Source organism: Leuconostoc falkenbergense (assembly GCF_014634805.1).
Lineage (GTDB): Bacteria > Bacillota > Bacilli > Lactobacillales > Lactobacillaceae > Leuconostoc > Leuconostoc falkenbergense.
Window position 1 is genome coordinate 1 of record NZ_BMBS01000049.1, and the last position, 13,431, is coordinate 13,431.

Genomic DNA, 13,431 nt, shown 5'->3' on the forward strand with positions numbered 1-13,431 from the left:
TGTGTGGTAAAGCCAGTGAAATGGCCATTTTTTTCTACGACATCTGGTGTCAAAAGGACCAACGACCTAAGTTTCACTACCAATTTTAGAATAAATCTAAAAAAGGTGAAGATCATCTCCGTCGAGAATAATCTTCACCTTTAATGTTAGTAAGTTTTTTAGTATAAGAGCAATTAAAGGCGCTGCGGCTTTTTTATTCAAGTGTTCGGTTTAATTTTACAATCTACCATATGATGACTACACGACAGTGGTCTCCTTTATTTTTATTGTTAACAATATCCATGCTCAAAAATACTTTTTTTGATCTATCACATTAATGATTGAAATGCAATTACCCTCCATAGCGTGTTTTATGCTTACAAGTCGTTTCACTTTTACACCGCACGCTTCAAGCAGACTAAACGATTTAAGCACAAATCGTATTGATAAAGGAGAATAGTTCAAAATAGCAAGTTATGATTGGCTTCATTTTCTTAATTAAATATAAAAAACAATAGGTCTCAAAGCAGAATAACCATCTGTTTTGAGCCTATTGGATTAATTGAAACGCTGTGTTTTTTTCCTTTGCAGCTGTCAAAACTTTTAATGCATAAACGACACAAGTATGCCAGCTATAACCAGAACTAGCGCACCACCAATACGGTTTCCCATTTGAGCAAAAGCAATCAAATTCAACCTATCAGAAGCAGCCAAAACAGCCACATTTCCAGTACCGCCCATACTATTATTAGCTAAACCAGCAGTAATGACCGACTCGACTGGATATAAGCCAAACAATTTACCGAGGAAATAACTTGCCAATGAAATCACAATAATACTCGTTAAGCAAAGTACCACAAACTGCCATGATAATGCACTCAATAGAAGTTTGATATTAACTAACGACATTCCCACTCCTGCCAACAAGGCATGTGTCATGTTCTTAGTAATCACCTGTCCGGACATAATCACAGACTGTTCATAATACTCAGGCAACAAGCCCAAAGCTTTTGTTAATACAATTGACAAAATGATGAAAGCGTATGCATTGATTGATGGAAATAGTGCACTCAAGAGTGTGCCAAATACAAAGAAAGAAACGGATATGATCAAGCCAACACCTATTTGAGTGTAGTCTGGTTTGGGATCTGCTACGACTTGCGCATCAGCATTTTCAGTCTTCAGTAACACACCGTGCCCATTTGACTTGCTGTGTAAGAACAGTTTAGAAACAAGGCCGGCACTAATAATAGCCAGTAAATTACCTAAAATAACGGCGGGGAATAATTTTGACAAAATAACTGCGGCAGAGCTACCAAAGGCGTGAGCATAAATACCTGAAAGTGGTACAATACCAGCGCCAACTCCGCCGGCCATAATAGGCAAACTTGTATACAATACTGCGTGACTAAATCCAACCCCAATCAACATACCAACTAAGCCCACTCCGAAGAAAGTAACTGCCATTGACAAAAATGCTACTGGTAAAAATCGTACCGCTGCACTGAGTAGCATTTTACGATTCATTTTAAAAATTGATGATCCTATAAGGGACACAATGTACAGGCCAAGAAAATCCATGCCGTTGATAAATCCTGATGCTGTTTTGACAGTATCACTAGGAACTATATTGAGATAAACCAACACAGCCATCACTAATATTGTAAAGACTGAACCACCACCCAAATAAGATCTAAAAATTGGTAAATGAGCCCCAATATAATAGAATACATGTCCCATAATAACCAAAGCTAGAATGGCCCCAATCATTGTATTGGGTAACTTATGCGTACTAATGGCTACAATCAAAAGAATAGCCATTACAATATAAGCAACCAATCCAATCCCACTAATTTTAATTTTGTCCACAGCACCTAAAGCACTTTTGAGCTTTGACTTATTGCCGTTTGTTTCTTTTTCGTTTATCATGATTAACTTCTTTCATTTGTTATTATTAACTTCTTTCGTTTGTTATTATTAACTTCTTTCGTTTGTTATTTTATTCACATAAAATGTTAAAAATTGTCAAAAAAATAGACACAATACTTTTAATCATTTAAGTATTTTTAAGAAAAAAATCTATTTCACTGTTGAAGCGACCTGCGTCTTCGATTTGCGGAAAGTGCCCTGTATTTTTAATTAAAGTTTTAAAAATATTGATATTGTTCTTTTTTTCACAATAATTACTATAATCACCTGCCCATAATGGTGATTTGTCACCGACAACAAATAATTGAGGAACTGTTATGTTAATAACGGTTGTCCGCCAATCCTGTTTCATATGATCTAATAGTAGTCCGTATCCCAAATCAGCATCAAATGGATGATCTGTTTTAAATCTATTACGAATATTTTTCAATGTTGCTGGCATCTGCTGTTCAGTCAATGGTTGCTGCAAAATTAACGGTGCCAATTCAATAAAATTATCCCAATTAAGGTTTTTTATGCCTGCTTGCCAACCGACATCATTAATTAGTTTTGGTGATTCGTCGACTGTAATTATTTTGCTAACATTCGTTTGTCCAAATATTGTCACATACGCCCAAATCACACTAGCACCCATTGAATGACCAATCAAAATGACATTTTCTAACTTTAAGGTTGTAATCAGTTCGTGTAAATCGGCAGCTAAACGCATGATTTTCATATTTTTGGCTGTATGCGCTGAACACCCATGGCTTCTCCAGTCCAAACAAATAATACGGTACCCATTTTCGGAAAAGTATTTAGATTGAAAATACCACGTCTCTTTGATATCAGAGTAGCCCGGTAAAAATATCATGGTTGGACCATCTCCAACATCACTGTAAGCGAGTCTGACGTGATCGTTTGTCACAATGTAGCTCATACTCATAAAGATCCCACCAATCTTGCTAAGAATATGGTTAAAATTAAGTTATCTGCCGCACCGCCCATGCTAAGGTTTCGTTTAATAAACATTTGATCTAAATCATTGAGAAACTTTAGCCCCTCTGGTGTGTAACTACCACCAATTTGGAAAAACGTCATTGACCAGTGCTGCATGTCTTTTGAAATCGTAGCATTACCGGCCCTTTTGATTAGATTAGTATCATCAATATTACCCGCAATCTTCATCAACGTGTTTAATAGTCGTTGATTAAAGTTACCCTGTTGCTCACAGAGAAATGGCAACGCAAGATTCATCACGATTGGAAAGCCTTTTTCAGCCTCACCACGAACACCCGGAATTTTATATTTAATGAATTGACGTTCTCCTGCTGTTTGTCGATTTTGGCTATTGCGTAAGTTGTTTTTAACTAAATCGTTTTTTACGAGATCTTGAGTCATGTCACTAATTACTTTTTGAATCGTCAGTAAGTTAGTAATACTTTTCTGTGTTGCATACGCAACTGCCGTTACCATAATTCCTAACGAGAATACAGCACCTTTATGGGTATTGACACCATTCGTCGCTGCAAACATATCCTTTTCAGCCCTTATGCCAGCATTCCTTAATAATGAAAACATCCTAGGTAAATCTGTCCCTTTAAATTGATTACCAATACGATATGCTTCATTTAAATAAGGTTGTAATGCCAATGAGCTATCTATGAATGTAAAAACCGTCATATCTTTGTGCGCGCCATTACTGATTGGATCTACAAGGCCCGGTTTCGGGGCTAACGATACTTCATAAAGCATGCCAGTAAGTGCTGCATTAACAACTTGACTTTGAGTCATTTGTGGCACAATCATTTTTGATTTTTCAAAATTATGAAGCATCTTATTAATCTGACTGTATCCCTCTGCAAGAGAATGATTACCTTCTTTTATGCAAGTTTTGGCATCTTTTCCACACAACAAACACTTTCTTGGAGTAAATCCAAGTTCTTCGCGAGATAATTGTTTATCAGCATTTTGACACATGACATCTAAATCCAGCAAACGGCCCAGTGGGTGGCTTTCCTCAAAAGTAATCATGATTTTCTTAACTAGTTTCAAACAACCGCTCGTGACAAAAAATATTTCAGGACCAGTGATTTGATCTACAAATGATGCTTCTTTAATAATTTGAAGATCTTTGAAAACTGGGTTCAAGTCATTAATTATGTTTTGGAATACTGACTGTAATTTTGGTGACGTTTTGATAGGTCCGGGCAAGTTAAGCTTGACACTAGTGATGACAGCTGTTGGGAAACTTGCCATTAACTGTTTTTGGTATTTCTCGCGCCATTCTCTATTATCAAGAACTTGCATTAAGTTAATGCGCTCTCCACCTTCAAAATAGTCCATTCGTTTTTCCTTCTGCTTTTATTTGCTATGTACGCGAATCAAATATGATTCGCTTTTAGCCAATAAAATACGCGATCACTTAATCTGCTACTTCTTTGATAACATCAATGACTGAACCATCACGATATTCTGCCACAGCTACTACACGATCTGTAAATTTGAGGGGTGCTGGTTGGCCAACAATTTTTTCAGCCTTTTGTTGCAACTCTTCAATACTGTAAATTGGCAATCCTGGCACTTGCTTTAGCTGTTCTACCAAATCTGTTCTTTTAGGATTAATCGCAATACCAACCTCTGTGACCACAACATCAATTGAATCTCCGGGGGTGATAACAGTATTAACTTTAGGGACAATCGTCGCAATTCTGCCTCGAACTAAGGGTGCAGAAATAATAGTCAATTTGGCAGTTGCAGCGTCTTGATGTCCACCAATTGCACCTCGGATAACGCCATCAGAACCTGACATGACATTGACATTAAAGTTAGTATCAACTTCTAAGGCCGACAAAATAGCAACATCTAATTTATCAACCATTGCGCCTTTGTTAGCAGGATCGGCATACCAAGAAGCATCAATTTCTTGCTGATTAGGACTTAGCTTCATAGAGCTTGCGGCACCCTTATCAAAGTCTTGTACGTCCATTACACGATTAACTAGGCCTTCATTTAAAAGATCAACAGTAGGCTTAGTGATACCGCCCAATGCAAATGAAGCCTTGATGTTTTGGGCCACCATTGCCTCTCTCAAGAATCTAGTTACAGCAAGTGCCGCGCCACCTGATCCTGTTTGAAATGAGAAATCATTCTTGAAATACTTAGAATTAACAATAACGTCATTAACCGTTTTTGCTATCTTTAATTCCTTTGGATCTTTTGTAAATCTTGTCGCACCTGATCCAATTTTGTCGGGATCACCTACTTTATCTACCTTAACGACATAGTCAACCTGAGTCTGCTTAATTGAAGCAGGTGTGTTGGGGTAAGGCATAATCGTGTCTGTAATCAAAACTAGTTTGTCCGCATACTGCGCATCAATCAGTGCATACCCTAGTGACCCAAAAGCAGCGTCACCATTCATGCCGTTAGCATTACCCATTTCGTCTGAATTAGGTACACCTAAAAATGCAACATCAATTTTGATTTCACCTGATTCAATTGCACGTGCACGTGCGCCGTGAGAGCGGAAGATAACTGGATTTTTGAGAATACCATGTGATACCGCATCACCAAGTGTGCCACGCATACCAGAAGAAGTGATATTAGTGACAACACCCTTTTTAATTGCTTCAATCACAATATCATTCATAACATTTGTTAAAGAAGAAGGCGCTAACGTAAGATTTTGATAGTCCATGTCAATAATTTTTCTCATGACTTTGTTAAAGACAAAGTCACCTTCTCGAAAGTGATGATGAAATGAAATTGTCATGCCATCTTTTAAAGTATTTGACAAGACATCATCAATTGAACTTTGAACTTTACTTTCTCCAGTAGTTGCTCGCACCTTAGGACCAACTCTTTGAATCTCAGGATTGCCATAATTTGTGCTTTCAAACACACTATCATCTAATTGTTCCAAAATAGCATCAGGAACGTCGATATTTACTTTATTTTTCAATGTAATTTCCCTCCGAATCTACTAAGTGATTGGCGTTAGCTAGTTTCATCACACGTTGTGCACGCAAGACAACTGGTCTATCAACCATCTGCCCGTTCATTGATATCACACCAGAACCCTTTTGTTTGGCTTCTTCAATAGCAGCAATAACATTTTGCGCATTGTTAATTTCTTTTTCTGTTGGCGCATAAACTTTATTGACCATCTCAATTTGGCGGGGGTTAATCAATGATTTACCGTCAAATCCCAATTGATGAATTAACTGAGTTTCTCGATAAAATCCTTCTTCATCATTCAAATTGGTAAACACAGTGTCAAATGCTGCGATACCGGCGGCACGTGCAGCATGTAAGATAACATTCCGTGCATACAAGAGTTCTTGGCCATCAGGATAACGATGTGTTTTCATATCAGTTGTATAGTCTTCGGCTGATAAAGCGATACCAATCATACGGTCAGAAGCATTAGCATTAGCAATTTCAATCGCATTAACGACACCAAGCGCCGATTCAATAGCTGCCATCATATGTGTTGTGCCAACTGGACGACCAAACTCTTTTTCCGCGTCGGTGATTAGACTTTCCAATTCATGCATCATCGCTGCCGTTTCAACTTTAGGTAATCTAATAACGTCAATACCAGCTTTCACCATTGCTTTAATATCATTTTTATAAAACGGTGTATCTAGTCCATTGATACGCACGACTAATTCTGAAGAACCATAGTCTACTGTTTGAAGCGCTTCATAAACCAGATAACGTGCTGAATCTTTCTCAGCCAAAGAAACTGCATCTTCCAAATCAAACATGATAGAGTCAGCTCCAAAAATTCCTGCATCCTTAACCATAGCTGGGTTATTACCAGGAACAAACATCATTGTGCGACGTAATCGATCGTTATTCATTACAAAACCTCCCAATTTGGTTGATCAACAGCATCTAAAGCTCTTTGAATCGCCGTAAGGGTACGTGCCTTGATAACCATGTCCAATGCCCCTTTATCAACAACTTTCACCACAGCATTTTCTATGCCATACAATCCCAATGTTTCTTTAATTGTTAATTTAATATCATCGGCAAATTGTTTTGCCACATCAGAAACCAAATCAAATTCCACTCCAACTGTCCCTTTGCTTAACATGATTTGAACATCGGAAGATTCTAATGTTCCCGCAATGGCTGTTTTTTTAATTTCCATTAATCTTTTGTCCCTTTCTAATACGTTGTTGCAATTCTAGTAAGTTATTTGAAATAAAATGCTGTGTCGTTTCAGGCACCATTTTTTGCCATACTGTTTCATCTCCTTTATCAATTGCTTCACGGACGGTGCGTGCCGATATAACACCCAGATCACCCGCCGCTAGTTTTCTCTGAATGACATGAACTTCAATTTGCGGATTTAATTCAGAAATTAACTTTTGATTGTACAAGTTAGTGGTGTGTGATAACGGTTCACTGCCAACATATCGACTAGTTATACCTAAAACTGAAGCAATTTTATATTTAAACAATCTGACATCTATTGATGTTTGATAATCAATGGCAGAATCGTTATGTTTTAGAAAATACGCAGGAAACGTCAGATAACTAATGATATAGGCACCACCATTAACCACAATGACATTGGATAGGTCTTGAACACCTGCCTTGACGAGCGCAATACGCTCATCGGTATGAAATAACGAAGCTTCTTGATTTAATACAAACACATAGACAAGTTCATTATCTCGGGATGCCTCTTCAATTAGGAAACGATGACCGTTTGTAAATGGATTGGCATTTATAACAACACTGGCTACTTTATCAATAGGTGTTTTGGGACGCGGAATTGTTGACAAGTATTCCTTAATATCTGGTAATCCTTTTTCCAGCAAAATTCCTTGTTTACACTCAGCCAACGTTTTGAAGCCAATGTATTCAAAACTTTTTTGGTAAATTGGTTTGGTGAAAACAAATTGATGAAAACGTCCCTCAACGGCCATAAAGTTTTCTAGTTTTGTCATGAGTTGATTAAAGAGTGTACTGTGACCCGACATTGTTGTTTCTTGCACTGCAACGTACTTAATCACATCTCCAGCAATTGAACCAGTCCCAATAATTTCCTCGTTTTCATACACCGCGATTGTGATATCTAAAGGATTTAACTCACTATCATCAAAATTTTTGATGCCACAAGCCATTAAAAAATTTTGCCAATCACGTCGCACTGACTTATCCTTTAAATCTATTGTTGTAATTTCATTTGACATCATATCGTTTTAAGCGTGCTGTTTAGCATAATCAACTACAGCTGTTTCTACCGAGTTCACAACGTCATCATCAAAGACAGCTGGTACAATATGGGTGGCATCTGGCTCACTAATCATATTTGCCAAAGCATGTGCAACATTAAGTTGAAGTGCCATGTCAACGTGTTTAATGCCACTTTCTAGCAAACCTTTAAACAAACCAGGGAATACAAGTACATTGTTGACTTGATTTGGCCATTGTGACGAACCAGTAGCAATAACTGCTGCACCAGCTTGTTTAGCATCATCAGGTGAAATTTCTGGTACAGGATTTGCTAATGCAAAAATGATAGGATTCTCGTTCATTCGAGCTACTTGCTTTCCGCTCAAAACATTGGCATCTGACAAACCAATAAATACATCTTGATTTGCAATAACATCGTCTAATGTTTTGCCATCTACTTGAGTAACCTCACGTACAAGCTCTTGCTGGTAACTGTTTGAATTTGCGTCGCCCAAATTAATAACGCCGTTAATGTCTACTAATGTAATATTAGAGATACCAGCCGCAATCAAAATTTTTGTCGTGGCTACACCTGCAGCACCAATACCGTTAACAACAATTTTCAAATCATGAACATTTTTACCAACAACTTTTGCTGCATTAATAATACCCGCTAATACAACAATTGCAGTTCCTGTCTGATCATCGTGATAAACCGGTATGTCAAGTTCATTGCTTAAGCGTCGTTCAATTTCGAACACCTTAGGTGCCGAAATGTCTTCCAAATGAATACCAGCAAAAGATGGTGCAATAGCTTTAACTGTATCAACGAATTGATCAACACTCATTTGATTCAACGCCATGGGTAAAGCATCAACATTTGCAAAATTTTTGTAGATTAATGCTTTACCTTCCACAATTGGCAAACCAGCAGCTGGTCCAATATTGCCTAAACCAAGAACAGCAGATCCATCTGTAATAACCGGAATTAGTTTTCCACTCATTGTGTAATCACGTTTTTTTGACGTATCTTTAGCAATGAGTTTCGCTAGTCCAGCAACGCCTGGTGTGTATGCTTCACTTAAATCAGTTGGTGTAGTGATATCAAAACAAGATTCAATATCGAGTACACCCGTATGTGCTTGATGAATTGAAAGCACTTCATCCATATTTACCATAAATTACTCCTTTTTCTTTTTCAGTTATTACAAAACGCATAACTGATAACAAACTCATTCTATGGTTGTCATTCTAAAAAGTCAACTGTTTTTTTAAAATATTTGAAATAAATTTTGTTTATATTTTTTATTTTTAAATATTTAAAATCATTTTAGTTTTTTTAAATTAATATTTTTAAAATCATTTATTTTTTTTGAAATAATTTGATATTTTTATAAATTATTTGTACAATTTGTAAAGATAACAAATGGAGGCATTCGTCATGCTCGAAAGAACAATACTTTCCCAAATTGCTGAGGATTATTATTTAAACAAATTGCCGTTCGGTGATATTTCAAAAAAATACAATATTAGTCGTTATTTAGTTAATAAATACCTCAATGAAGCGGTTAAAGTTGGAATTGTTAAGATCGAAATCACTGAAAATTCTAATCGTAATCCGCAGATTGAGCATATTTTGTGCGACAAGTTCAAAGACATCAATTTTTATGTGGTTCAAGATGACATTAACAATATAACAACATCCGAGCACCTTGCTAATTTTGCCGCTACCTACGTTGATGAGGTTCTACAAGATAATAATAAAATTGTTGGTTTAACATGGGGCGAAACCATCTACACCATGATTGATAGTTTAAAAAACAGACCGCTTGAGCGTGTTAAATTCACACAGTTTTTGGGAGAAAACATGAAGTATAATTCAACCGCCGGCTCAATGAGAATGGTTGAAAGAGCCGCAAAAAAAGTTTCTGGTGAATTTTTAACCTTACCAGCACCGTTGTACATTTTAAACGACAGTGTTCGAAATGGTTTGTACTCAGAGCCTTCTTTACAAAATACCATTGCGGTCGCCGATAATATGGATGCGTTGATTACCGGTGTTGGCACAATATTATCGCTTGATTCTATTCCAATTTGGAAGCAAAATTTGAATGCAATTTTTTCTACTGTTAATACTCAAGAAATTGCTGGCTTGATTTATGGTCGCCCTTACGATATTAATGGTCGTTTTTTAAATCTTGAAGCCGATAAAGTGTTGGGTCTTAGCATTGACCAAATATTGAAGGTCCCAAAAAGAATTTGCTTGGTGAGAGGAAAATCAAAATATAAGCCAGTTATTGGTGCAATCAAAGGCAAATTAATTACCGACGTCATCATGACGGAAGGTATGGCGTATAAAATTTTGAATGAAACATCCTAAATCCAAATTGCAAACTCAAATGCTATGATTCATGATTAAAACTTCGCGCCGGTGTTATATTTCGATGGCAATGCGCTTAGTTGTTATAGCTAAGTAGGCTGAACAATGTCTTGGATTAACGTTTGCTTTTTTGTGGTATAGTTGACAACTGTCATTTCTACATTCTCATGAAAGTCCTTTAATTGGCATCAAAAAAGCAATCTTTAATGTTTAAGAAACAAAGAAGATTGCTTTTAATGTGCTATCTGCTAATTACAAATCGTCACTAAATTACTAACAAATTATAAATAAAAAAGAAGTTAAATTGCTTAAAAAAGTAATTTTTTGAAGCATCAGCTGCTACTTAATGTTAGTTCGTAGCATCATTTTTCATGAGATAACGGTAAGTTCCAAAGCCAAATACAAATGCGACGATTGGTATGCCAATTAATATAACCCATAATGCGGTCGATTTAGAAATCGGTTGTGTTAACAAATCAGCAAAACCCGGAATTCGGCTACCAATACCCAGTAGCGTATCAAGTACAATCAAACCATAAATAGTAATTAAAAAAGGCATCCGTTTACGCTCAACTAGGAAAATGATTGTTGTGATAACAAATAAAATTAGGATTGTACCAATACCCCACCAACCCGGTAAACTCAAAGAAAGTGGTGTTTTCAGGAAAACACTTCCTATGATCAGGCCAACAAAAATCAAAGCATAAGCAGTGTAACTAGTATATTTTTTGAATTTACTTTTTTGATATGTTTCTTGCCCTATCAACCATAAAACGCCTAGAGACCAAATGAAACCAAGTAAGCCAGTTATCATTAAATTACCAAGGTCCAATTTTGCTGAAGGTACTGCCATGCTGGGAATGGTAAAGAAGAGAACATAACCAAACAAGATATAGCAAGCTAGTTTGAAAGTTTCAAAAAAAGATTTGGGTAATGTTTGCAATATTTCATCAGCCAAGGCTTGTGGATTTTTACCAAAATAGTTTTCGGCAGATTGTCCATTACTTTGAGCGTCAATTAAGTCGTGCAGCATGTCTAACAGGAGTTGCTCTACATCTCTTTCTCTATTAAACGTTGATTTGCCACGGATATAGGTTAGCAAATCCTCATAGTATTGTTTGTTTGCTGAATTTAATTTTGCTCGTAACTGATTGTTTCCATTAATCAAATTATCGTTGTTCATGAATCATTCCTTCTTTCATTGATTAAATCATTGACATTGAGTGACAACGTATCCCATTTATTTAGAAATATTTGCCGGGCTTGTTTACCAGTGGCCGTTATATGGTAATATTTGCGTTGTGGCCCATCTTTTGACGGTTGCATTTTACCTATAATCAGACCTTTTTTTTCCATACTCATCAATAATGGATAGATTGTGCCCTTTGGCACATCAGCAAATCCATATCTTGAAAGTTCTTGACTGATTGCATAACCATAATAAGGTCGCTGATTAATTAGAATCAACAAACAACCTTGCAGAATACCTTTAAGCATTTGACTGGAAATATCATTTTGCGGCAAGTGATCACCCCTTCTCCTCTATTATGTATTGCATACTAGTAGTGTAACACAAATCACTAGTTTGTAAAGCAAAATAGTAATAATAAATAAATTAACGACAATATCAGATTAAATCTGCCTATACACAACAATACGATTACGTACCAATATTGCCAAAAAGGTAAGGTGACTTTGCTGCATCACCTTACCTTTTAAATTGAATTTTACTAAATTATTATTGACTCATTCAACTAAGATCACGCTAGAAAATGAATGATTTTATCAAACGCAATTTGTTTATTGCCGACTTGACAGTGCCTCTCCCCACCACTTGCCTGATCAAATAAATAGGTGGTGACGGATTGGGCGTTGATTAATGACTTAGCTACGTCATCAACTGTTGCTGTTGGCACATACATATCATGATCACCAGCTAATAATAAGACATCTTGTGTAATCTTGTCCTCAATACCAGCCATTGTAAACTTTGAAATAGCTTTGATTAAATCCGATGGCTTTTTTGTATGCATCACTTCATTGCCTTTTTGAATTTTAAATGCCATATCCACATCGTTTTGGGTTGCCGCCATGATTTTACGATTAACTAGGGCTGCAATCACTGGATTGTTGATTTTATGGACTGCATTCACTGCCTTATCAGGTAATTTCATTGTCAAAGAATCCATCATACTATAATAGACATCAAAGGCAATCACTTTTTTAATTCTAGGTTCAAACGCAGCGGCCCGCATTGACAGATAACCACCTAAGGACATCCCCATCAAGTCAGCTTCCTCAATGTTATAATAATCAAAAACAGCCTTAACAGGAAGCTCCCATTGGTAAGTCATTGGTAAACCATATTTCAGCGCCATTCCTTGACCAGGTCCTTCAAATAATACGAAATTATATGTTTTTAACACACCAACACAATGAGCCAATACCAAGCGAATTAATTCTTCTAAGTAAGAATCAAACCCGCCATGAAAAATCAAAGTGTTTGTAGCACCCACCTGACGGACAATTGCAACTGGTATTTTACCATTTTGATAAGGTATTTGATCAAATTGAATTTGAGATTTGTCAATGGATTGATAATAATTTGACTTAAACAATGAGTAGGTTTGCGCTTTGATTGGATCATCTTCACCAACAAAAAAATCTGCAAGTTGGTAGTAAGCAGATGATAGTGCATACTGTTTTGCATTTTCAGCTTTCTGTCCTAATGCCATCCAAACCGAAATCCAGCTTTTAACATCGGTAATTTGCTTTGCAGCAGCATAGACGTCAGCCTGAACCGTTTCATTTTCATAAAAAGGTTCAATGAAGCGGTTGATTTGAAAATTGAATTGTTCGTCTGTATGATAATTCTGATACATATTGTATCCTCCTCGTATAGTAAGTTTAAAGACTTACATTATTTTTTATTTTTATGACTGTTTTCTCTTCACTAATTGAACACCGTA

12 protein-coding genes are annotated in these 13,431 nt (G+C 36.5%); 1 reads left to right on the forward strand and 11 read right to left on the reverse strand.

Annotated features, from left to right (window positions below; all coding sequences use genetic code 11):
• Positions 1–582: 582 nt before the first annotated feature.
• The 8 genes from IEU71_RS08905 to IEU71_RS08940 all read right to left on the reverse strand — a co-directional run bounded on the left by IEU71_RS08905 (position 583) and on the right by IEU71_RS08940 (position 9,260).
• Positions 583–1,908, reverse strand: coding sequence for a 2-hydroxycarboxylate transporter family protein (locus IEU71_RS08905; protein ID WP_004915382.1), 1,326 nt, complete (start codon positions 1,906–1,908; stop codon positions 583–585).
• A gap of 127 nt (positions 1,909–2,035) precedes the next feature.
• Positions 2,036–2,833 (reverse strand): alpha/beta fold hydrolase, encoded by a 798-nt coding sequence (locus IEU71_RS08910; protein WP_004915380.1) that lies wholly within the window; start codon positions 2,831–2,833, stop codon positions 2,036–2,038.
• Positions 2,830–4,233, reverse strand: coding sequence for a triphosphoribosyl-dephospho-CoA synthase CitG (gene citG, locus IEU71_RS08915; protein ID WP_004915378.1), 1,404 nt, complete (start codon positions 4,231–4,233; stop codon positions 2,830–2,832). Before citG ends, IEU71_RS08910 begins: the two co-directional genes overlap by 4 nt.
• 79 nt (positions 4,234–4,312) lie before the next feature.
• A complete protein-coding gene (gene citF / locus IEU71_RS08920; RefSeq protein WP_004915374.1) occupies positions 4,313–5,851 on the reverse strand; it encodes a citrate lyase subunit alpha in 1,539 nt (512 codons plus the stop codon).
• On the reverse strand, positions 5,841–6,755 hold the full coding sequence (gene citE, locus IEU71_RS08925) for a citrate (pro-3S)-lyase subunit beta (protein ID WP_004915372.1): 915 nt from the start codon (positions 6,753–6,755) through the stop codon (positions 5,841–5,843). Before citE ends, citF begins: the two co-directional genes overlap by 11 nt.
• Positions 6,755–7,048, reverse strand: a complete 294-nt coding sequence (gene citD, locus IEU71_RS08930; protein ID WP_004915369.1) for a citrate lyase acyl carrier protein — start codon at positions 7,046–7,048, stop codon at positions 6,755–6,757. Before citD ends, citE begins: the two co-directional genes overlap by 1 nt.
• Entirely contained in the window at positions 7,038–8,099 is a 1,062-nt protein-coding gene (citC, locus tag IEU71_RS08935; RefSeq protein WP_036067196.1) for a [citrate (pro-3S)-lyase] ligase, read from the reverse strand. Before citC ends, citD begins: the two co-directional genes overlap by 11 nt.
• Positions 8,100–8,108: 9 nt before the next feature.
• Positions 8,109–9,260 (reverse strand): NAD(P)-dependent malic enzyme, encoded by a 1,152-nt coding sequence (locus tag IEU71_RS08940; RefSeq protein ID WP_004915364.1) that lies wholly within the window; start codon positions 9,258–9,260, stop codon positions 8,109–8,111.
• Positions 9,261–9,523: 263 nt separating this feature from the next.
• Between IEU71_RS08940 and IEU71_RS08945 the strand changes: the two genes are divergently transcribed.
• Positions 9,524–10,462: a sugar-binding transcriptional regulator gene (locus IEU71_RS08945; RefSeq protein WP_004915361.1), complete on the forward strand. Its 939-nt coding sequence runs from the start codon at positions 9,524–9,526 to the stop codon at positions 10,460–10,462.
• 349 nt (positions 10,463–10,811) lie between these two features.
• Here IEU71_RS08945 and IEU71_RS08950 read toward each other — a convergent pair whose 3' ends face one another.
• From IEU71_RS08950 to IEU71_RS08960, 3 genes are all read right to left on the reverse strand, one after another.
• A complete protein-coding gene (locus IEU71_RS08950; protein ID WP_004915358.1) occupies positions 10,812–11,645 on the reverse strand; it encodes a DUF1129 domain-containing protein in 834 nt (277 codons plus the stop codon).
• Positions 11,642–11,986, reverse strand: a complete 345-nt coding sequence (locus IEU71_RS08955; RefSeq protein WP_004915356.1) for a PadR family transcriptional regulator — start codon at positions 11,984–11,986, stop codon at positions 11,642–11,644. The genes IEU71_RS08950 and IEU71_RS08955 overlap by 4 nt, the downstream gene beginning before the upstream one ends.
• A gap of 236 nt (positions 11,987–12,222) precedes the next feature.
• A complete protein-coding gene (locus tag IEU71_RS08960; protein ID WP_004915355.1) occupies positions 12,223–13,344 on the reverse strand; it encodes an alpha/beta fold hydrolase in 1,122 nt (373 codons plus the stop codon).
• Positions 13,345–13,431: the final 87 nt, after the last annotated feature.